This is a genomic window from uncultured Roseobacter sp. (genome assembly GCF_947491795.1).
Lineage (GTDB): Bacteria > Pseudomonadota > Alphaproteobacteria > Rhodobacterales > Rhodobacteraceae > Roseobacter.
Map to the genome: position 1 here is coordinate 163,671 of NZ_CANLKW010000001.1, position 20,475 is coordinate 184,145.

Annotated in this window: 18 protein-coding genes; 9 read left to right on the top strand and 9 right to left on the bottom strand. The window is 60.8% G+C overall.

From position 1 onward, the window contains the following. Positions 1-85: 85 nt before the first annotated feature. On the top strand, positions 86-862 hold the full coding sequence (locus Q1A34_RS00855; RefSeq protein WP_300029430.1) for a hypothetical protein: 777 nt from the start codon (positions 86-88) through the stop codon (positions 860-862). A 62-nt stretch (positions 863-924) separates the two neighbouring features. Here the strand turns inward: Q1A34_RS00855 and Q1A34_RS00860 are convergent, their stop codons facing one another. The 5 genes from Q1A34_RS00860 to Q1A34_RS00880 form a co-directional block, all read right to left on the bottom strand. Then, positions 925-2,220, bottom strand: a complete 1,296-nt coding sequence (locus Q1A34_RS00860; RefSeq protein WP_300029433.1) for a pyruvate dehydrogenase complex dihydrolipoamide acetyltransferase — start codon at positions 2,218-2,220, stop codon at positions 925-927. Between the two features lie 12 nt (positions 2,221-2,232). Next, entirely contained in the window at positions 2,233-3,615 is a 1,383-nt protein-coding gene (locus tag Q1A34_RS00865) for a pyruvate dehydrogenase complex E1 component subunit beta (protein WP_300029436.1), read from the bottom strand. A gap of 3 nt (positions 3,616-3,618) precedes the next feature. After that, positions 3,619-4,629 (bottom strand): pyruvate dehydrogenase (acetyl-transferring) E1 component subunit alpha, encoded by a 1,011-nt coding sequence (pdhA, locus tag Q1A34_RS00870; RefSeq protein WP_300029439.1) that lies wholly within the window; start codon positions 4,627-4,629, stop codon positions 3,619-3,621. A gap of 141 nt (positions 4,630-4,770) precedes the next feature. Beyond that, positions 4,771-5,070, bottom strand: a complete 300-nt coding sequence (locus Q1A34_RS00875; protein ID WP_300029442.1) for a septum formation initiator family protein — start codon at positions 5,068-5,070, stop codon at positions 4,771-4,773. 120 nt (positions 5,071-5,190) lie between these two features. After that, entirely contained in the window at positions 5,191-6,381 is a 1,191-nt protein-coding gene (locus Q1A34_RS00880; protein WP_300029445.1) for a phosphoglycerate kinase, read from the bottom strand. Positions 6,382-6,507: 126 nt separating this feature from the next. Here Q1A34_RS00880 and Q1A34_RS00885 point away from each other — a divergent pair, with 126 nt between their 5' ends. The 3 genes from Q1A34_RS00885 (at position 6,508) to Q1A34_RS00895 (ending at position 8,533) form a co-directional block, all read left to right on the top strand. Then, positions 6,508-7,014, top strand: coding sequence for a peptidylprolyl isomerase (locus tag Q1A34_RS00885; protein ID WP_300029448.1), 507 nt, complete (start codon positions 6,508-6,510; stop codon positions 7,012-7,014). After that, on the top strand, positions 7,007-7,555 hold the full coding sequence (locus Q1A34_RS00890) for a peptidylprolyl isomerase (RefSeq protein WP_300029450.1): 549 nt from the start codon (positions 7,007-7,009) through the stop codon (positions 7,553-7,555). Before Q1A34_RS00885 ends, Q1A34_RS00890 begins: the two co-directional genes overlap by 8 nt. A gap of 114 nt (positions 7,556-7,669) precedes the next feature. Then, the gene (locus Q1A34_RS00895; RefSeq protein ID WP_300029452.1) at positions 7,670-8,533 is read left to right on the top strand and encodes a haloalkane dehalogenase; all 864 of its coding nucleotides are present in this window, start codon (positions 7,670-7,672) and stop codon (positions 8,531-8,533) included. 329 nt (positions 8,534-8,862) lie between these two features. Here the strand turns inward: Q1A34_RS00895 and Q1A34_RS00900 are convergent, their stop codons facing one another. The 4 genes from Q1A34_RS00900 to Q1A34_RS00915 all read right to left on the bottom strand — a co-directional run bounded on the left by Q1A34_RS00900 (position 8,863) and on the right by Q1A34_RS00915 (position 12,129). Next, a complete protein-coding gene (locus Q1A34_RS00900) occupies positions 8,863-9,360 on the bottom strand; it encodes a polymer-forming cytoskeletal protein (protein ID WP_300029454.1) in 498 nt (165 codons plus the stop codon). Next, positions 9,350-10,681 (bottom strand): M23 family metallopeptidase, encoded by a 1,332-nt coding sequence (locus Q1A34_RS00905; protein ID WP_300029456.1) that lies wholly within the window; start codon positions 10,679-10,681, stop codon positions 9,350-9,352. Before Q1A34_RS00905 ends, Q1A34_RS00900 begins: the two co-directional genes overlap by 11 nt. Positions 10,682-10,861: 180 nt before the next feature. Continuing rightward, entirely contained in the window at positions 10,862-11,671 is an 810-nt protein-coding gene (locus tag Q1A34_RS00910) for a ferritin-like domain-containing protein (RefSeq protein ID WP_300029458.1), read from the bottom strand. Next, a complete protein-coding gene (locus Q1A34_RS00915) occupies positions 11,668-12,129 on the bottom strand; it encodes a peroxiredoxin (protein ID WP_300029460.1) in 462 nt (153 codons plus the stop codon). The genes Q1A34_RS00910 and Q1A34_RS00915 overlap by 4 nt, the downstream gene beginning before the upstream one ends. 94 nt (positions 12,130-12,223) lie before the next feature. Between Q1A34_RS00915 and Q1A34_RS00920 the strand changes: the two genes are divergently transcribed. The 5 genes from Q1A34_RS00920 (at position 12,224) to lpdA (ending at position 20,458) form a co-directional block, all read left to right on the top strand. Continuing rightward, a complete protein-coding gene (locus Q1A34_RS00920) occupies positions 12,224-15,616 on the top strand; it encodes a DUF3971 domain-containing protein (RefSeq protein ID WP_300029462.1) in 3,393 nt (1,130 codons plus the stop codon). 221 nt (positions 15,617-15,837) lie between these two features. After that, positions 15,838-16,893, top strand: coding sequence for a tRNA preQ1(34) S-adenosylmethionine ribosyltransferase-isomerase QueA (gene queA, locus Q1A34_RS00925; RefSeq protein ID WP_300029464.1), 1,056 nt, complete (start codon positions 15,838-15,840; stop codon positions 16,891-16,893). A 103-nt stretch (positions 16,894-16,996) separates the two neighbouring features. Continuing rightward, positions 16,997-18,262 (top strand): MFS transporter, encoded by a 1,266-nt coding sequence (locus Q1A34_RS00930; RefSeq protein WP_300029466.1) that lies wholly within the window; start codon positions 16,997-16,999, stop codon positions 18,260-18,262. Between the two features lie 90 nt (positions 18,263-18,352). Continuing rightward, positions 18,353-18,940, top strand: a complete 588-nt coding sequence (locus Q1A34_RS00935) for a DUF924 family protein (RefSeq protein ID WP_300029468.1) — start codon at positions 18,353-18,355, stop codon at positions 18,938-18,940. A 123-nt stretch (positions 18,941-19,063) separates the two neighbouring features. Further along, the gene (gene lpdA, locus Q1A34_RS00940; RefSeq protein ID WP_300029470.1) at positions 19,064-20,458 is read left to right on the top strand and encodes a dihydrolipoyl dehydrogenase; all 1,395 of its coding nucleotides are present in this window, start codon (positions 19,064-19,066) and stop codon (positions 20,456-20,458) included. Positions 20,459-20,475 lie beyond the last annotated feature (17 nt).

The window sequence follows — 20,475 nt, forward strand, 5'->3', positions numbered from 1 at the left end:
CCTTTTTTTTGTTTGCGACAAATGCCTCACGACCCGGAACATCCATGTTAAGCTGGGACATCAACGCAGTGGGGGAGAAATCGACATGACATCATCCTGTCGTCTGGCAGCGGCTCTGTCCGGCATGTTTTTGCTGGCCGGGTGCGATCTGATCACAGAGACGCTGAGAAACCTGGAGCCAGAGCGGTTCAGTCTGCAACCCGTGATCGTGGGGATGCAGGTGACACAGCACCGTACCCGATCAGGCACCTGTACGGGTATTGATGAGCAGGGCGGGCTGTCCAGCTCGGAGCGCCTGTGGCGCGATGGCGGTGGCCTTGAGGTGCTGGGCGCTCTGGTGGGATACGAATCCGTGCTGATCAGGGGCCAGGATCCGTTTCCCTGCGATACCTGGATATACAGCGCGTTTCAGGCCAAAGTGTTCTTTGACCTGAGCGGGTTGCCGGAGGGGACGGTGATCGACGATGCGGTCCTGCGGTATACGCGTCGCAACGAGGGCGGTATTGAGGGCGTGTCCCAGACATCGCCCTGCGTTTATGTCACGACGGAAACTTCAGGGCTGTCGACGACGCAGATCGCGCGTGCCAGTGGGCCGGATGCTTTTATCACGGGGCGCACCACGCGGCCCCAGACGCAGATCGGCAGTGGCGTTACCTTTGGGCTGGAGCGCACCGGCCACGCCGTCAGCAGCAGCTTGTCGCGGACGCTGCGCAGTGGCGCGGAAAACACCTGGTTTGTCTTCTCCCCTCAGCCGGGCAGGGCCTTTACCGAACATGACGAGGCGGGCGGTGCCGCCTATTGCACCATTGGTCTGCGCGATATTGTTCTGGAGATTGACGCGCTGGTGCCTGTGAGCGGCTGAGCCCAACGGAAAACGGCCCGGGAAAACCGGGCCGCTTCAGAACTGTGATCGGATGACGGGTGTTACGCCAGCATGGTCATTGGATTTTCCAGATTGTCCTTGATCGCTGTGAGCAGTTGCGCACCAAGCGCACCGTCAATCACACGGTGATCGACCGAGAGCGTGACAGACATGACCGTGGCCACGGCCAGTTCGCCGTCTTTGCCAACGACCGGTTTTTTCACACCGGCGCCCACGGCGAGGATCGCGCCGTGCGGCGGGTTGATCACCGCATCAAAGTTGTCGATGCCGAACATGCCAAGGTTAGAGATGGCAAAACTGCCGCCCTGGTATTCGTGCGGGGCCAGTTTACGGTCGCGGGCGCGGCCTGCGAGGTCTTTCATCTCTGCTGACAGCGCCGACAGGGATTTCATCTCGGCATCTTTCAGCACAGGCGTAAAGAGACCGCCCTCGATCGCCACGGCCACAGCGACATCCGAAGGCGTCAGTTTCAGCATCCGGTCACCGGCCCAGACGGCATTGGCATCCGGCACCGACTGCAGCGCGAGGGCGCAGGCCTTGATGATGAAGTCGTTGACCGAGAGCTTCACGCCTCGCGCTTCGAGCTGTTTGTTCAGATCGCCGCGGAACTTCAGAAGGGCGTCCAGCTCAATGTCCCGGCGCAGGTAGAAATGCGGGATCGACTGTTTGGCCTCTGTCAGGCGGGCTGCAATGGTTTTGCGCATCCCGTTGAGGCTGATTTCCTCGTATTCGCGTCCCTGGTACATGGCCATCACGGCGTCGGCAGCAGGGCCAGCCGCTGGCGCAGCAGCCGGTTCAGGGGTCGCAGCGGGTGCTGCAGCTGCCTGAGGTGCTGCGGAGGCGCTGAGGCCTTCCACGTCCGCCTTGACGATCCGCCCGTGCGGGCCGGAGCCTTTGACAGATGCAAGATCGACGCCCTTGTCTGCGGCGATGCGACGGGCCAGCGGTGAGGCAAAGATACGGTTGCCGTCAGCGCCCTTTGGGGCCGCGGGGGCAGGGGCGGCCTTCTCGGGGCTTCCTGCCGGAGCCGCCTCGGCGGCCGCGTCAGCTGCTGGCGCAGGTGCAGAGGTATCGCCGATATCATCCGCGCTCTCACCCTCTTCGAGCAGGATAGCAATGGCCGTGTTCACTTTCACACCTTCGGTGCCTTCGGCGATCAGGATCTTGCCGATGGTGCCTTCGTCCACGGCTTCGAACTCCATCGTGGCCTTGTCGGTTTCGATCTCGGCCATGATGTCGCCGGAGGAGACGGTATCGCCTTCCTTGACGTGCCATTTGGCGAGCGTGCCTTCTTCCATGGTCGGGCTCAGGGCGGGCATGAGAATTTCTGTAGGCATGATGCGCGCTCCTTACTTGTAGGTGACTTGTTTAACGGCGGCGATAACCTCATCAGTTGTCACCAGCGCGTGTTTTTCAAGGTTTGCGGCATAGGGCATTGGCACATCCTTACCGGTGCAGTTGATCACCGGCGCGTCGAGATAATCGAACGCCTCCTGCATGATCACCGAGCTGATGTAGTTGCCGACGGAGCCCTGTGGCCAGCCTTCTTCGACCGTGACGCAGCGGTTGGTCTTCATCACTGATCTGATGATGCTGGCCGTATCCATCGGGCGCAGCGTGCGCAGGTCGATCACCTCGGCGCTGATGCCGTCCTCTGCCAGCTTTTCTGCAGCTTCCAGAGCATACTGCATGCCGATGCCAAAACTGACGATGGTGACATCGTCGCCTTCACGCCAGATGCGGGCCTTGCCGAAGGGGACGGTATAGTCGTCCATCTCGGGCACATCAAAGCTGCGTCCGTAGAGGATTTCGTTTTCAAGAAAGATCACCGGGTTCGGATCGCGGATCGCGGTTTTCATCAGCCCTTTGTAGTCCGAGGCCGAGTAGGGCATCACGACGCGCAGGCCGGGCACCTGCATATACCACGCGGCATAGTCCTGGCTGTGCTGCGCACCAACGCGGGCAGCGGCACCATTGGGGCCGCGGAAGACCATGGGTGCGCCCATCTGACCACCTGACATATAGAGCGTCTTGGCCGCGGAGTTGATGATGTGGTCAATGGCCTGCATGGCAAAGTTGAAAGTCATGAATTCGACGATAGGACGCAGACCACCAAAGGCGGCACCGGTGGCGATACCGGCAAAGCCATGTTCGGTGATCGGCGTGTCAATCACCCGTTTGGCACCGAATTCGTCGAGCATGCCCTGGCTGATTTTGTAGGCGCCCTGATATTCGGCGACTTCCTCGCCCATCAGGAACACGCTGTCGTCACGACGCATCTCTTCGGACATGCCGTCGCGCAGTGCTTCGCGCACGGTCTGTTGTTTCAGGGTCGTGCCTTCGGGCCAGTCGGGTGTGCTGTCGGTTTGTGGTGCGGCAGGTGCGGTCGCCTCGGCGGCCGCTGGTGCGGACACCTCGTTGCCCGCGTCGGCAGCCGGGGCTGCCTCCGGCGCAGGGGCCGCCACGCTGTCTGCGGCAGAGGCGTCTTCGCCTTCTTCCAGCAGGACGGCAATCGCGGTGTTCACTTTGACGCCTTCGGTACCTTCGGCGATCAGGATCTTGCCGATTACGCCTTCGTCCACGGCTTCGAATTCCATCGTGGCCTTGTCGGTTTCAATCTCGGCCATGATGTCGCCGGAGGAGACAGTGTCACCCTCTTTGACGAGCCATTTGGCCAGTGTGCCCTCTTCCATTGTGGGGCTGAGCGCGGGCATAAGAATTTCTGTTGCCATGGTTCAGGCCTCCTGCGGTACTTCTGTGGCGTAGATATCGGTCCAGAGCTCTTCGAGCGCTGGCTCCGGCGAGGTTTTGGCAAACTCGGCACTGTCGTTCACGACGGCCTTGATCTCCTTGTCGATCGCTTTGAGATCGTCCTCGGTCGCGTGTTTGCCGGTCAGCAGCATCGTGCGCACAGCCTCGATCGGGTCGCGCTCGTCGCGCATCTTCTGTACTTCCTCGCGGGTCCGGTATTTGGCCGGGTCGGACATGGAGTGGCCGCGATACCGGTATGTCTTGATCTCCAGGATGTAGGGGCCATCGCCCGAGCGGCAGTGCGCCACGGCTTTCTCGCCCGCAGCTTTCACCGCCAGCACATCCATGCCGTCCACGGCCTCGCCCGGAATGCCAAAGGACTTGCCACGTTCGTAGATCTCTGCCGAGGATGTCGACCGTTGCTGGGAGGTGCCCATCGCATACTGGTTGTTCTCGATCACAAAGATGCAGGGCAGTTTCCAGAGTGCCGCCATGTTGAAGGCCTCGTACACCTGGCCCTGGTTGGCAGCGCCATCACCAAAATAGGTAAAGGTCACGCGCCCGTTTTCCTGATACTTGTCAGCAAAGGCCAGACCGGCGCCCAGCGGCACCTGGGCTGCGACGATGCCGTGGCCGCCGTAGAAATGCTTCTCCTTGGAGAACATGTGCATGGAGCCGCCTTTGCCTTTGGAATAGCCGCCCTCGCGGCCGGTCAGCTCGGCCATCACGCCGTTGGGGTCCATGCCACAGGCCAGCATGTGGCCGTGATCGCGGTAGGATGTGATCCGCTTGTCGCCTTCTTCCGCTGCGGCCTCAAGCCCGACAACAACCGCTTCCTGCCCGATGTAGAGGTGGCAGAACCCGCCGATAAGACCCATGCCATAAAGCTGGCCTGCTTTTTCCTCGAACCGCCTGATCAGCAGCATATCCTTGTAGTAGGCTTTCAGCTCTTCGGCTGAAACATTGGGCTTTTTGGCAGCTTTGCGGGTTGCCATAGGGCGGTCCTCCGTCATCGCGTCCGGCTTCTCCGGACAGATAGTTTAGCGTTAAACTATCTTTTATCGGATTCGGAGGGGATTTGCGAGTGTCATTCTGACGCGGCGTCAGAGCCCGGGCGAACCGGCCGGATTTACCCTTCAGCGGATGACGATTTCGTCGGCGCGGATGCGTCCCAGAACACGGCGTGCCTGCTCGTCCAGCAGGTCCAGATCAAGGTAATCATCCGACAGGCGCAGGGTCAGGTTTTCCATGCGTGACACCTCGGCCTCCAGGCTGTCCAGCTGCGCGCGCAGCACCTGCGCGTCGGCATTGATCTCGGCCCGGCGGAACAGACCAAAATCACCCTGTACAGCGGCGAAGGTAAAGTAGGTCGCCAGACCCAGTGCGAGTGTGAAGAACACAAAGGGTCCGAAGGCGGGGCGGTTCTGCCGGTTCATCTGCGCGTTGCCTGTATCACTGCCTCTTGTCGGGCATAACAGGTTTATGACACAAAACCGGACTCCTGTGAATCCCCTCAGGTTGGAAATATGCAGAAAAACCGGGGTTTTGCCGCCTTATTATTGATTTTCCAGCGCCGCGACGCCTGGAAGTGTTTTCCCTTCCATCCATTCCAGGAAAGCGCCCCCGGCGGTGGAGATATAGGTGAAGTCACCGGCGGCACCGGCCTGGTTCAGTGCCGCGACGGTATCGCCACCACCGGCAACCGAGATCAGCGTACCGGCTTTGGTCTGGCGCGCTGCATCCGCGGCTGCGGCATTCGTGGCCGTGTCAAAAGGCGGGATTTCAAAGGCACCCATCGGGCCGTTCCAGATCAGTGTTTTCAGATCGTTGAAAGCATCAGAAACGGCTTTGACGCTGTCAGGGCCTGCATCAAGGACCATCTGATCGGCCTCCAGAACCGTGTCCGGCCCCAGGGCCACGACCTTGTGTTCAGCACCGGCTTTGAATTCGCGTGCGACCAGACCGTCCACGGGCAGCAAGATCCGGCAGCCGCTTTTGTCTGCCTGCGCCATGATGGCTTTGGCGGTGCCGATGAAATCCGGCTCCTGCAGCGAGGCGCCGAGCTGTGCCCCCTGGGCGGCGAGAAATGTGTTGGCCATGCCACCGCCGATCACCAGAAGATCGAGGCGGTTTACGAGATTTTCAAGCAGGGCAATTTTGGTGGAGACCTTGGCACCACCGACCACGGCCCCCACAGGGCGTTCCGGTTTCGACAGCGCCGCCTCGAGCGCGGAGAGTTCGGCCTGCATCAGCCGTCCGGCACAGGAGGGCAAAAGATGCGCGACCCCGGTGGTGGAGGCATGGGCGCGGTGTGCCGCTGAAAAAGCATCATTGCAGAACACATCACCAAGCGTGGCGAGAAATTGCGCCATGCCGGGATCGTTGGCTTCTTCACCAGCGGCAAACCGGGTGTTTTCCACCAGCACAACCGATCCGGCGGGCAGGGCCGCCAGTACGGCGGCGTCGGGCCGCTCGACAAAGGTGACCTCCTGGCCCAGAGCGGCCTCCAGCGCGGGCAGGGTCACACGCAGCGACATTTCGGGGACGTATTTTCCTTTGGGCCTGCCAAAGTGTGCCAGCATCACCGGCAAACCACCCGCGGCCAGAATGTCCCGGAGGGTCGGTACAATCCGGTCGATGCGCGTGGTGTCGGTGACTGTGCCATCTTCAACAGGGACGTTGATGTCCACACGCACCAGGACGCGCTTGCCGCTCAGATCCATATCGTCCAGCGTTTTCCAGCCCATCATCGTCTCCTTTATTGCGGTTTGGCTCCTGTTTTGCGCTTATCGGGGCAGAGGTCAATGCACGCGCTTGGCAATCGGAGCGCCACAGCTTAGGTACGTGGCAACAAATTAAACGAGGAGCGCCTTATGGCCGAGATTAAAGACCCCGAAAACACGATCCTAATGGAACTCAAAGGCGGCACAGTCACCATCGAGTTGCTGCCCGATGTCGCCCCGCAGCATGTGGCGCGGATGAAGGAACTGGCCCGGTCCGGTCAGTATGACAACGTGGCTTTTCACCGGGTGATCGAGGGTTTCATGGCCCAGACCGGCGACGTGCAGCACGGCGATATGGAAGACGGGTTCAACCTGCGCATGGCAGGCACCGGCGGGTCCGATCTGCCAAATGTGCCCGCGGAGTTTTCCAAGATCCCGCATGCGCGCGGCTCTATCGGTGCGGCGCGGTCGGCCAATCCTGACAGTGCCAACAGCCAGTTCTTTATCAACTTCAAGGACAATGATTTCCTGAACGGTCAGTACACCGTGTATGGTCAGGTCACTTCCGGCATGGAGCACGTCGACGCCATTACACGCGGCGAGCCGCCTGCGGAGCCGGACCGGATGATCTCTGTTAAGGTGGCAGCAGATGCATAGGCTGCTCACCGCCGCTGTGCTGCTGGCCGCAGGACCTGCGCTGGCAGACGGCATCCAGATCACAGTTGCGGGCGAGGCAAACGGCACGATCACCATCGATCTGCTCGAGGACGTTGCGCCGCAACACGTCGAGCGGATTACGACACTGGCCGCGAGCGGTGCCTATGACGGGGTTGTCTTTCACCGGGTGATCGACGGCTTTATGGCGCAGACGGGCGATGTCGAGCACGGCAAAACCGGGGGCGACATGCGCCGCGCGGGCACAGGCGGATCCGATATGCCGGATCTGCCGGCCGAGTTTTCCGATGTGCCCTATGACCGGGGTGTCGTTGGCATGGCGCGGGCACAGAACCCTGACAGCGCCAACAGCCAGTTTTTTATTATGTTCAACGAAGGCTATTTCCTGAACGGACAATACACTGTTGTCGGTCAGATGGTTGACGGGTTTGAGGTGCTGGACGCAATCAAACGCGGTGACGGCCCCAACGGCGCGGTCATTGGTCAGCCTGATGTGATGCAGACGGTGACAGTCACCGAATAACAACCAGAGCTCTATTGCTTTGCTGCGGCAGGTTCTCCGGGACCTGCCGTTTTTCGTTGCGGGAACGGTCTGACACGGTGTTCAATGATGTCCAGATTGCAGGGGGTGCGCAAAATGGACAAGCAGACCGTATCCGTTATGGGGCATGACATGGCCTGGACCGAGACCGGCAAAGGCAGGCCCATCGTTTTCCTGCACGGCAATCCCACGTCATCCTATCTGTGGCGCGATGTGATCCCCCAGGTCGCGCATCTGGGGCGGTGCATTGCGCCTGATCTCATTGGCATGGGGGACAGTGGCAAAGTGTCAGGAGCAAACGCGGGGACCTATACCTTTGATCTGCACAGCCGGTATCTGGCGGGGTTCATGCAGTCGCTTGTGCTTGACAGCGATGTGGTTCTTGTCGTGCACGACTGGGGATCGGCTCTGGGCTTTGACTGGGCCAACAATAACCGGTCTGCGGTGAGTGGTATCGCCTATATGGAGGGGATCGTTCAGCCGCTGCCCTCCTGGGACGACTTTTCCGAGGCGGCCACACCAGTTTTTCAGGCGCTGCGGTCCCAAGCAGGCGAAGAGATGATCCTGGACAAAAACATTTTTATCGAACGCATCCTGCCCGGCTCTGTGCTGTGCGATCTGACGCCGGGCGAAATGGATGAATACCGCAGGCCGTTTCAGCGACATCTCGACCGCTATCCAATGCTGACCTGGCCGCGTCAGATCCCTATCGCGGGGGAGCCAGCGGAGGTTGTCGCGCGTGTGCAGTCCTATGCAGACTGGCTGAGCGAAAGCGATCTGCCAAAGCTCTTTGTGGATGCCGATCCCGGCGCGATTCTGATCGGCAGGCAACGCGAATTCTGCCGGTCCTGGCCCAACCAGCGCGAGGTTCAGGTGGCGGGGAGCCACTTTATTCAGGAAGACAGCGGGGCAGAGATAGGCAAGGCGATCGCGGCATGGATCAGCGAGACGGGTTTGTGACCGGTTCTGTGTGACGCGCGGGCGGTGAAACTGATATGGAGGCGGGCCGTCTTGCACTTCCGGATTTTTCTGTAAGCGCCGCGACGCGTGTCAGGACCTGCGCCATATGGTGGTCAGGACACCCGCCTTCTGGCATGAAACAGCTGACTTCGGTCGGAGAGTGTCCCGGATGTCGCAGTTGCGGGGCAGAAGCTGGTGATTCCGGCAGGGCGGGGGCAGGCATTCAGCACCAGGACCGGAAGGTACCCGGATACCCGGAGGTCAGAACCCGGAAACGAAAAAGGCGCCGCGGAAACCGCAGCGCCCTGAATGCCGGTGTCGCGTCCTGATCAGGAGGCGGGGTTCGGTTTGGCCGCAGGCGCTGTTTTCGCGCCGGGGTTCAGCGGATCGTCCTGACGCTGCACGGAGCCTTCGAAATGCGCACCGCTTTCAATCGCGATTGTCTTGTGAATGATGTCACCCTCGACGCGGGCGGTCGAAGTCAGGCGCACTTTCAGGCCGCGTACACGGCCCACGATGCGGCCGTTGATCACGACATCATCGGCGACAACTTCGCCCTTGATCGTAGCACTTTCGCCGATGGTCAGCAGATGCGCGCGGATGTCGCCTTCGACGGTGCCCTCAACCTGAATGTCTCCGGTGGTTTTCATATTGCCGGTGACATGCAGATCAGACGACAGAACCGACGCGGGCGGCTTTGGCTTGGGCGCCGCTGCTTTGAAATCGCTGGATTTCGGTGTCGCAGGCGCCGAGGACGCGGCAGGTGCCGGTGCATCTGCTTCACCCTGTTTGGGGCCTGGTTCGTTGATTTTGCTCTTAGAAAACATCTTTTGCAGCCTTGATATAGATCATTGGGTTGATTGCTTCACCGTCGACGCGGACTTCGTAGTGAAGGTGCACGCCGGTCACCCGTCCGGATGCTCCCATATCACCAATATGGTCGCCACGCGAGACCTTTTGCCCAACTTTGACGCGAATTTTCGACAGATGTGCGTATCGCGTCTCGATCCCAAAGCTGTGGCGGATTTTGATCAGACGCCCATAGCCCGAAGCCCATCCGGCTTCGGTCACAACACCGTCTGCTGTGGCAAAGAGATCGGTGCCTGCAGGGGCCGCGAAATCGACGCCTTTGTGCATACGCCTGCCGCCCGTTTTCGGGTCGCGGCGAAAGCCGTAGTTGCTGGTAAACCGGAACGCCCGCTTGACCGGCATGGCAAAAGGCACCTTCTCGGCGGCGATGCGGTACATGTTAAGCCGGTCCATCTGGTTCAGCAGTCGGTTGGCGCGGATCATATCCGCAGTGGGCTCGGACCCGCTGCTGGTAAAGGCCAGCGGCATCAGGGGGCCGCCCTGACCGGAATAGCCGCGCCGCACCTGGTTCATGATCCGCTCGGTCGGCAGGCCCGCCCGGCTGAACATTTTGTCCAGCGGCTCGACGGAAATCGTCATGGCCTCTTCGAGCTGGCGGAAGATCTGATCGTTGTTTTCTTTCATCAGCGCGATTTCATGCACCAGGTCATCGGCATGGCGCAGCGCCTCCTGGGCATCCGCAACCACCTGGTCACGTTCCTGGGCGGTCCGCGCAAGAGCATCCGCAAGAAAGTCCACAGGTGCGCCATCAACGGCGGAAGCCACTGCGGTTTCTCCGCCACCTTCCTGCAGATCGTCCGTCAGGGCGGCGAGGGCCGTGCGCGCGTCCTCACGCTCGCGCATGGTTTCACGCAGGGCGGTCTGAATAACTTCGATGCCGGTTTCCAGCTCGTGGCGGCGCGTCTCGGACGCCAGCAGTTCGGATTGCATCACGGATATCTGCCGCAGCGCTGCATTAAAGCGTTCCTGCGCGGCCAGTGCCTCGGCGGCCCGGCTGTCGCGCTGACCGGACAGATCATTGAGACGCGCGAGATAAGTCGTCTGGTCCCGCTTTGCCTGGTCGCGGAAATTACCCGAACCGATGCTGTCCATGAGAATAATTGCTGTCGCCGTGATCGCCCAGGCCACCAGCAGGGCGCCGCCGGCAAAGGCCATCAGCTGCGTGCCCGGACGCAGGCGCACAAAACGGGTGTCGGCATCGGATTTCAGAAATACCCTGCGTTCCGGAAAAATCCGCTCGAGCAGTGCATGTGTTCTGATTGCCAGCCTTGTGCGCACAAGCCGTTCCTTATTCTGTTTCTGCTCAGGACAAGCCTTCTGCGGGCTGGACCTGTATCCCCGCAAAGTGATTAACCAGCAGGGAAGGCGCGGGCAAGCAGCATTAACAGTTGTGCATCAACCTGACGTTGAATGTTGCAAAATTGGCAAAAACCCGCCGAAAACGGCGGATTTTCAGGGTCATACATCCTCGGTCAGCGGCCAGTAGAAATCGGGCGGGATACCGGCCTCGGCGCGTTTTTCCTCGTTAAAGGGCGGTTTGAGGGGCCCGTGGAAATATTGCCTGACCAGGGTGTGAAACCGTTCCTTGGGGTCATGTTCGTGCCGGCCGCACAAAAAATGAAACCATTTCGATCCATAGGCCACATGGGCAACTTCCTCGGCGTAGATCGTCTCCAGCGCGGCGACAGCGCTGCCTGCTTTCGCCTTTTTGAAGACCTCGATCATGCCGGGGGTGACATCCAGACCGCGCGCTTCCAGCACCATGGGCACGACCGCAAGCCGTCCCATGAAATCCTCTGCCGTATCCTCTGCTGCGCGCCACATCCCAGCATGGGCGGGCAGCGCCCCATAAAAGCTGCCCATCTCCTCCAGACAGTCACACATCAGGTTGAAATGTTTGGATTCCTCGTCCGCCGCTTTGACCCAGTCGTCATAAAACCCCATCGGCATTCGCACGTGACCGAAGCGCGCAATGACGTCCCAGTGCAGATCCACTGCGTTGAGTTCGATATGCGCCACGGCATGCAACAGCGCGATCCGCCCTTCCGGTGTGCCGGGGCGGCGGCGCGGTACGTCGCGCGGGCTCAGCAGCTGTGGTTTTTCAGGCCGCGCGGGATGCATCGGCGGCTCTGCGCTGCCGGTCTCCGGTGTCTCGCCCCGCGCGCGCGCGGCCTGCCATTCGGCGGCATACTGTCTTGAAAGGGCGGTCTTTTCGCGGCCGTCCGCCGTGCGCAGAACAGCTTCTGCCATCTGCGCCAGCGCCATCACAGCGCGCGTACCGCGTCCAGAACGGCTTCTGCGTGACCAGGCACTTTCACCTTGTTCCAGATCTGCGCAATCGTCCCGTCCGCTGCGATCAGATAGGTTGTGCGCTCGATGCCCATGTACTTTTTGCCGTACATGTTCTTTTCCTTCCAGACGCCATAGTCCTCGCAGACAGTGCCGTTTCCGTCGGACAGCAGCGGGACGGAAAGATCGCGCTTGGTGGCGAATTTCTCATGGCTGGCCAGGCTGTCTTTGGAAACCCCGAAGACGGCGGCACCGGCTGCCTCAAAGGCTTCGCGGCTTTCGGAAAAGGCGATGCTCTCCTTGGTGCAGCCCGGCGTGTCATCGCGCGGATAAAAAAACAGCACAACCGGCTGTCCTTTGAGCGCAGAGAGGGTCACCTCGGTGCCCCCCGTTGCGGGCAGGGTAAAGTCTGGTGCGGTCTGTGAAATCTCGGGCATAACAGTCTCTTGGCTTTTCAGGATTGTTGTCAGATGACATAGTAGGTCAGGGCCGGCAAGCGCCAAGCCCTGACCCGCCAGAAACCCGTTTTTCATGTCACGCAAGGCACAGGCCAGCCCAGATTTGACCAGCGCGCCGAGCCCATCCACCGAACGCCCGAAACGCCGCCGGGGCAGGCGCGCGCTGATCTGGTGCGTTCTGTGCCTTGCTGTGGTGGCCGGTGCCGCCGCCTGGGGGGGCTGGTGGATCAAGGGCCGCGACCTGACAGCACCGGACTGGCTGCGCGCGCAGATCGAGACGCGGTTGCAGGATGCGGTGCCCGAAGCCGACATCAGTTTTGGCGATGTGATGCTGCTGGTTGATGACAGCTGGCGGCCGCGCGCGCTGGTGCGGGACGTGCGGGTGACGACGCCGGACGGCACCGCAGTCGCCGGTTTTTCGGAGCTGCGGGCCGGGGCGTCGCTCGAAGCGCTGATGCGGGGACACCTGGAGCCGACATCACTTGATGTCAGCGGCGTCTTTCTGACACTGCGACGGTCGGAAACGGGCAGTATTTCCCTGTCGGGTGCTCAGGGCGCCGCCCCGGTCAGCCGTCAGGCCCCCAATCTCGCGGAACTGGTCGCAGAAATGGATGACTTTCTGCTCCGGCCAGGGTTTTCCGGGTTGAACCGGGTCAGCCTGCAGACGCTGACCCTGCGCTACGAAGATGAGCGCGCCAACAGGGCCTGGACAATCGACGGTGGGCGCGCGCTGCTCACCCGGCAGGGCGACGCGCTGCAGATCACCGTGGATCTTGCCGTTCTGGGCGGCGGCGCGCAGGTGGCGACACTTGCTGCCAGTTACAGCGGGCGGATCGGGGTGCGCGCCTCGGAATTCGGCGTGACGCTCAAGGACCTGCCCGCAGTTGATATTGCAAGCCAGGGGCCCGCATTCGCCTGGCTCGGCGCGCTTCAGGCGCCGATTTCGGGCGCCCTGCGCGGCGGGCTTGGCGAAGATGGCACGATCAGACCGTTGAGTGCGACACTGCAGATCGGTGCAGGCGTCATTCAGCCCACGCCGGAATCGCGCGCGATCCCCATCGACGGCGCCCAAAGCTATTTCACCTATGAGCCAGGCAACCGAACGCTGCGGTTTGACCAGTTGTCGGTCAACAGCCAGTGGGGCCGCGGGCAGCTGGAAGGTCAGGCCGAGATCGGCGTGCCGGTGGACGGTCGGATCGGCGATATGGTGGGACAGTTCCGTCTGAGCAATCTCAGCGTGAACCCCGCCGGGTTTTATCCCGAGCCGGTGTCCGTTGCCGTTGCAGAGATGGATTTTCAGCTGAGTGTGAACCCGTTCCGGCTGACCATCGGGCGTCTTCAGGTGCAGGATGACGGATACGTTGCGACCGGCAACGGCACAATCCGCGCGGATGACCAGGGCTGGGAAATCGCCCTGGACGGGCAGATGGATGGGCTGCGTCCTGCGCGGCTGCTCGAACTCTGGCCGGAAGCCGTCAAACCAAAATCGCGGCGCTGGATAGCCGAGAACATCCGGGCCGGCAGGCTGAGCGATATTTCCGGCGCGATCCGTCTGAAAGATGGCGGCGTGCCGGAAACTTTTGTCAGCTTTGATTTCAGCGACGCCGAGGTGCGGTTTCTGAAAACCATGCCGCATCTGCAAAAGGCGCGCGGCCATGCAACGCTGATCCGGGACCGGTTTGTGGTCGTCGCGGACGAAGGTGTCGTCGATGCCCCGCAGGGTGGTCTGGTGGATGTAACGGGCACGGCGTTCATTATTCCGGATGTAAAGATTAAGGATTTCACGCCCGGTGTCGTCCGACTGCAGGCGCAGGGCGGGGTTCAGGCCGCATTGTCACTGCTCGACCGCGAGCCGCTGGCAGTGATGCGCAAGGCGGGCCGCACGCCGGATATTGCCACAGGACAGGCGCAGGTGGCCGGAACGATTTCGATGCCACTGGAAAAGGGCATTCCGGTCGAGATGGTGGATTTTGATCTGACAGGTGTGATCACCGATGTGCGTTCTGACCAGCTGGTGCCGGACAGGGTGCTCAGTGCGCCGGAACTGGCGCTTGTGGCTTCTGACGAAGGTGTCAGCCTGCAGGGCCAGGGTGACCTGGATGGTGTGCCTTTTGATGCCACCTGGCAACAGGCGCTGGGGGAAGGCCCGCAGCCGCCCGGGCAGGTGACCGGTACTGTGACGCTGAACGCAAACACGCTGGAGACCTTTCGCGTCGCTCTGCCACCGGGCACCGTGGGCGGTGAGGGTGTCGCCAGGGTCAGTATTACGCTTGAAAAGGATACGCCGCCGGTACTGGATCTGTCCTCTGATCTGCGCGGGCTGACCCTGTCGCTGCCGCCACTTGGCTGGGGCAAGGGCGCGGGCACTGCGGGGGCGCTGGATCTGGCGGTGCGCCTGGGGGCCGTACCGGTTGTGGACAGCATCCGGCTGGAAGCGCCGGGGCTGCTGGCCGAAGGCGATGTGGCTCTGAAAGAAGACGGGGCGTTTGACCGTCTGCGCCTGGCGCGCCTGCGTGTCGGTGGCTGGCTCGACGTACCGGCAGAGCTGACAGGGCGCGGCGAGGGGGCCGCTCCGGCGATCAGCATCAATGGCGGACGGATTGATCTGCGTCGCGCGGATTTCGGATCATCGGGTGGCTCAGGTCAGGCAGGCGGGCCGCTGACTGTGGCGTTGGATACACTGCAGGTCAGCGATTCAATTGCCGTTCGGAACCTGCGGGGGGAATTCACAACCGGCGGCGGCGGTCTGCTGGGGAATTTTACCGGGCTGGTCAACGGTCAGGCCCGGGTCACGGGCCAGGTCATTCCCGAAGAAGGCCGCAGCGCAATACGCATTGCTGCCGATGACGCGGGCAGCGTGGTCGCGGCGGCGGGCGTTCTGAAACAGGGGCGTGGCGGGCAGCTGGAGCTGGCGCTGAGGCCGGTTGGCACCGCGGGCGCTTTTGACGGCAAGCTCAGAGTGGCCGACATCAGTGTGGTGGATGCCCCGGCAATAGCAGCACTGCTGAATTCGATCAGCATCGTCGGGCTCGTCAATCAGCTGGGCGGTGACGGCATATACTTTTCAGAAGTGCTGGCTGATTTCCGGCTGACACCTGACCGTATCACGCTGCGCGAGGCCAGTGCTGTGGGGTCTTCGATGGGCTTGTCGATGGACGGTATCTTTGTGCCCGGTACAGGGCAGATTCAGATGCAGGGCGTCATATCACCGGTCTATCTGCTCAATGCGGTCGGGGCCGTGATTTCGCGCCGGGGAGAGGGGCTCTTTGGGTTCAACTATTCCATCCGGGGCACGACCGAAGACCCGGAAGTTTTTGTTAATCCGCTGACCGCGCTTGTCCCCGGTGGGATACGTGATCTTTTCCGCGCGCCCCGGCCCGAGGTCCCGCTGGCAGAAGGCGAAGAACCGCCGCCGCCGGCTCCGGCCCCTGTGCGGCGCAAAAACGTCAGCGGCAGCGACAGATAGCCAGAGCGGACCGGCGCTTGATGCAGCCCACAAGGGGGCAACAGGCCCGCCTGTTTGCCCCCGTCCGCGACCATCGCACCGGTACGGAAACCGCGACACCCGCCAGCGTTTTCATGGCCCCCGGTAATGTGGGTGTTGATGTTTTCTGCGCTTTTGGGCATGTGCGGGTGTCCTGAACCCCAGGCCGTCGACAGAAACTTTCTCCGGGACTGAGCGCATCCGTGAAACTGACAGATTTTGACTTTGACCTGCCCGAAGAGCTGATTGCCACGCGCCCGGCGGTACCGCGTACATCTGCGCGCCTGCTGGTGGCCGAGGGCGCTCGGATCACTGACAGTGTCGTCTCGTCGCTGCCGGACTGGCTGCGGCCCGGTGACAGGCTGGTTCTGAACGACACACGCGTCATTCCTGCGCGGCTCAGCGGTCTGCGGCACCGGACCAGCGCGCAGGGCGACACAACGGCAAAAATCAGCGTGACGCTGCTGGAGCCGCAGGCAGATGGCACCTGGAGCGCACTCATCAAGCCGCTGAAGAAATTGAAACCCGGTGAAGAAGTCGTCTTCAGTGACGCGCTGCGCGCTGTCCTGGAGGGCACATCAGACGGGCAGGGGCTGCTGCGCTTTAATCTTTCGGGCGACGATTTCGACACTGCGCTGAATGCTGCAGGTGCAATGCCGCTGCCGCCCTACATTGAGGCCAAACGCCCCGCCGACGCGCGTGACAATGATGACTATCAGACCGTTTTTGCCCGTAACCGGGGGGCTGTGGCGGCACCGACCGCTTCGTTGCATTTTGACGCAGCATTGCTGGACGAGATTGCGGCACGCGGCGTGAGCTTCAGCCATGTAACCCTGCACGTGGGGGCCGGAACCTTTCTGCCGGTCAAAGTGGACGATGTAACCACCCACAAGATGCATGCAGAATGGGGGCGTGTCAGCGCAGAGGCGGCGCGCGAAATTGCCGAGACGCGAAAAGCCGGAGGGCGGGTGATCCCGGTGGGCACGACGGCCCTGCGCCTGATCGAAACGGCTGCCCGCGATGGCACGATTGCACCCTGGGAAGGCGACACGGATATCTTTATCTACCCGGGGTTTCAGTTTCGGGTCACCGACGCGCTGATGACAAATTTCCATCTGCCGAAATCCACTCTGATGATGCTGGTATCCGCGCTGATGGGCCAGGACAGGGTGCGCGATATTTACGCGCACGCAATCAATCACAAGTATCGTTTTTTCTCCTACGGCGATTCCTCGCTGCTGGTTCCGGAAAAACCCTGAAAGCCCAATGCGACCCATTGCGTCGCGCACGGGCCTGAAATAGGGCAGCGACAACGGCACAATTGAGTGAGTCGTACGCCGCGACAGGCCATGGAGACCGCGCATGTTACAGGTTTTATCGAGCGCCTGGGCCCTTTTGCTTGGCATGTGCCTGCTGATGGTCGGGAACGGGATGCAGGGCACGCTTCTCGGTATCCGCGGTGAGATCGAGGGCTTTTCCACACTGGAAATGTCCATCGTCATGTCTGCGTATTTCGTGGGTTTTCTGGGAGGCTCACGGCTTGCCCCCGGTATGATCCGGCGGGTCGGGCATGTGCGGGTTTTTGCGGCGCTGGCCTCACTGATCTCTGCCGTGATGATCATCTACCCCACACTGACCGAAGTCTGGGTCTGGACGCTGGGGCGCGTGCTGATCGGGTTCTGCTTTTCGGCGGTCTATGTCACGGCTGAAAGCTGGCTGAACAATGCGGCAACGAATGCCAACCGTGGCCAGGCGCTGTCTTTGTATATGATCGTGCAGACAGCGGGCATTGTGGTCAGTCAGGCCCTTCTGCTCGCGGCAGATCCCTCCGGATACGTGCTCTTTGTGATCCCGTCTGTTCTGGTTTCCATCGCCATTACGCCCATTCTTTTGTCGATCAGCCCGACGCCGGCATTTGACACCACCAAACCGATGAGCCTGCGCGAGCTTTATGGATTTTCGCCGCTGGGCTGTGTGGGCATGTTTCTGCTGGGCGGGGTCTTTTCGGCACAGTTCGGCATGGCTTCGGTCTATGGTGCCAAGGCGGGGCTGACGGTTGCCCAGATTTCAACCTTTGTGGCGATGTTTTTTGTCGGCTCGGTCCTGCTGCAATATCCCATTGGCTGGATATCAGACAGGATGGACCGGCGGTATCTGGTGCTGATCGTTGCGGCGATCGGTGTCGGCGGGTCGCTGCTGGGGATGGCGCTGGGGCACTACTTCACACTTTTGCTGGTGTCGGCCTTTGTTGTGGGCGGCATGTCCAACCCGCTTTATTCCCTGCTGATCGCGCATACCAACGATTTCCTGGAACACGAGGATATGGCAGCGGCATCGGGCGGATTGATTTTCATCAACGGACTGGGAGCAATCGCCGGGCCTCTGATCACCGGCTATATGATGGATGTCGCTGGCCCGGGCGGGTTTTATCTCTTTACTGCGGTGCTCTTTGCGATGCTGGTTGCCTATGCCGGATACCGCTCCACCGTGGCACGTGCCGTACCGGTCGACGAGACGGGGACGTATGTTCCTGTAACGCCTTCTTCGACATCACTTGCGGTTGAATATGCACAGGAATACGCCATCGAGACGGAACTTGAGGGTGAAAAGGACGAAGATGCCCCCTGAATATGTCGCAATGACGCAATTTGTGACTAGGTCGGCAGGACATAAAAACGTTAGGATAACCACGGGGATGTGGTGAACGATGGAGTTATTATGATGGATCCTCAGGAGATACTCAGCTTCTGGCTTGACGAGGTGGGACCGGAGGGTTGGTACAATGCGACCGACAGTCTGGACAACGAAATACGCAACCGGTTTGAAAAGACCTGGGAGGGCGCCTGTGAAGGGCGGTTCTCCCTGTGGCTGACGTACCCTTCGGGTGCGCTGGCCTATATCATTCTGACAGACCAGTTTCCGCGCAATATGTTCCGCGGGACAGGGCAGGCCTTTTCGACGGACCGGGTGGCACTTGCCGCCGCCAAATCAGCGATCAACAAAGACTGGGACATGCGCATTGATGAACCTGCGCGTCAGTTCTTTTATCTGCCGCTGATGCATTCGGAAAACCTCTGTGACCAGGACCGCTGTGTGCGTCTGATCTGTGAGCGGATGCCGGTTCACGGGCCGCAGAACCTGCTGCACGCCCGCGCACACCGCGCGGTGATCCGCCAGTTCGGCCGGTTCCCGACACGCAACACAATGCTGAAACGCCCGGATACAGCATCCGAGGCCGATTATGTGGCACAGGGCGGTTACGGCAGCACAGTTCGTGCTTTGCAGGACCAGACCGAAGCCGCCTGAAAAGCGCGGGCGCCCGCCCTGAAAACAGTGCGCTTATGTCGCGGTACGCCGCATGTTGAAGCATGCTGGGATATAGTTTAATGGTAAACTATATTTTGGACACTCAATGTGCGAGGACATCTCATGGCGGCGAAATCCTTTGATCTGATCGTGATTGGTGCGGGGCCGGGGGGCTATGTCGCGGCAATACGCGGCGCGCAGCTGGGCATGTCGGTCGCCATCGTCGAGCGCGAGCACCTGGGCGGTATCTGCCTGAACTGGGGCTGTATTCCGACCAAGGCGATGCTGCGCTCCTCTGAGGTTTTTCACCTGATGCACCGCGCCAGTGAATTTGGCCTCAAAGCAGACAACATCGGCTATGACCTGGACGCGGTGGTCAAACGTTCGCGCAAAGTAGCGGGACAGCTTTCCGGTGGTATCGGCCACCTGATGAAAAAGAACAAAGTCACAGTCTTTATGGGCGAAGCCTCGATACCTGCAAAAGGCAAGGTTTCGGTGAAAGGCGACAAGGGCACTGACGAGCTGACCGCGAAAAACATCGTTGTTGCGACCGGGGCGCGCGCCAGAACCCTGCCGGGTCTCGAAGCCGATGGTGATCTGATCTGGACATACAAACACGCACTGCAGCCCAAACACATGCCCAAAAAGCTGCTGGTCATCGGATCGGGCGCAATCGGCATCGAATTCGCGAGCTTTTACAACACGCTGGGGGCCGATACGACCGTGGTCGAGGTGATGGACCGCGTGCTGCCGGTTGAAGACGCCGAAATCTCTGCCTTTGCAAAGAAAGCGTTTGAAAAGCAGGGCATGAAGATCATGCAAAAGGCTATGGTCAAGCAGCTTGACCGGGCCAAAGGCAAGGTGACAGCCCATATCGAGGTGGGCGGCAAGGTCGAGAAACACGAGTTTGACACGGTGATCTCTGCTGTCGGTATCGTCGGCAACACCGAAGGTCTGGGGCTCGAGGCACTGGGCGTCAAGATTGACCGCACCCACGTTGTCACAGACGAATTCTGCCGGACGGGTGTCGATGGTCTTTATGCCATCGGTGACATCGCCGGCGCGCCCTGGCTGGCACACAAAGCCTCGCACGAAGGCGTCATGGTTGCGGACCTGATCGCGGGCAAACACACGCATCCGGTCAAACCAGAGACCATTGCGGGCTGTACGTATTGTCATCCTCAGGTCGCGAGCGTCGGTTACACCGAGGCAAAGGCAAAGGAACTGGGGTACGACATCAAAGTCGGACGGTTCCCCTTTATTGGCAACGGCAAGGCCATCGCCCTTGGCGAGCCCGAGGGCATGATCAAGACGATCTTTGATGCAAAGACCGGCGAATTGCTGGGTGCGCATATGGTTGGTGCCGAGGTTACAGAGCTGATCCAGGGCTATGTCGTCGGCCGCCAGCTGGAGACTACGGAAGAAGACCTGATGAATACTGTCTTCCCGCATCCGACACTGTCAGAAATGATGCACGAAAGTGTTCTGGACGCATATGACCGTGTGATCCACATGTAATGCTCCCGGAAACGGGG

What these genes read in the sequence shown, in the direction of transcription:
- Q1A34_RS00855 (WP_300029430.1), top strand. Translation starts at nt 86, where the DNA reads ATGACATCATCCTGTCGTCTGGCAGCGGCTCTGTCCGGCATGTTTTTG.
- Q1A34_RS00860 (WP_300029433.1), bottom strand. Translation starts at nt 2,220, where the DNA reads ATGCCTACAGAAATTCTCATGCCCGCCCTGAGCCCGACCATGGAAGAA.
- Q1A34_RS00865 (WP_300029436.1), bottom strand. Translation starts at nt 3,615, where the DNA reads ATGGCAACAGAAATTCTTATGCCCGCGCTCAGCCCCACAATGGAAGAG.
- pdhA (WP_300029439.1), bottom strand. Translation starts at nt 4,629, where the DNA reads ATGGCAACCCGCAAAGCTGCCAAAAAGCCCAATGTTTCAGCCGAAGAG.
- Q1A34_RS00875 (WP_300029442.1), bottom strand. Translation starts at nt 5,070, where the DNA reads ATGAACCGGCAGAACCGCCCCGCCTTCGGACCCTTTGTGTTCTTCACA.
- Q1A34_RS00880 (WP_300029445.1), bottom strand. Translation starts at nt 6,381, where the DNA reads ATGGGCTGGAAAACGCTGGACGATATGGATCTGAGCGGCAAGCGCGTC.
- Q1A34_RS00885 (WP_300029448.1), top strand. Translation starts at nt 6,508, where the DNA reads ATGGCCGAGATTAAAGACCCCGAAAACACGATCCTAATGGAACTCAAA.
- Q1A34_RS00890 (WP_300029450.1), top strand. Translation starts at nt 7,007, where the DNA reads ATGCATAGGCTGCTCACCGCCGCTGTGCTGCTGGCCGCAGGACCTGCG.
- Q1A34_RS00895 (WP_300029452.1), top strand. Translation starts at nt 7,670, where the DNA reads ATGGACAAGCAGACCGTATCCGTTATGGGGCATGACATGGCCTGGACC.
- Q1A34_RS00900 (WP_300029454.1), bottom strand. Translation starts at nt 9,360, where the DNA reads ATGTTTTCTAAGAGCAAAATCAACGAACCAGGCCCCAAACAGGGTGAA.
- Q1A34_RS00915 (WP_300029460.1), bottom strand. Translation starts at nt 12,129, where the DNA reads ATGCCCGAGATTTCACAGACCGCACCAGACTTTACCCTGCCCGCAACG.
- Q1A34_RS00920 (WP_300029462.1), top strand. Translation starts at nt 12,224, where the DNA reads ATGTCACGCAAGGCACAGGCCAGCCCAGATTTGACCAGCGCGCCGAGC.
- Q1A34_RS00930 (WP_300029466.1), top strand. Translation starts at nt 16,997, where the DNA reads ATGTTACAGGTTTTATCGAGCGCCTGGGCCCTTTTGCTTGGCATGTGC.
- Q1A34_RS00935 (WP_300029468.1), top strand. Translation starts at nt 18,353, where the DNA reads ATGATGGATCCTCAGGAGATACTCAGCTTCTGGCTTGACGAGGTGGGA.
- lpdA (WP_300029470.1), top strand. Translation starts at nt 19,064, where the DNA reads ATGGCGGCGAAATCCTTTGATCTGATCGTGATTGGTGCGGGGCCGGGG.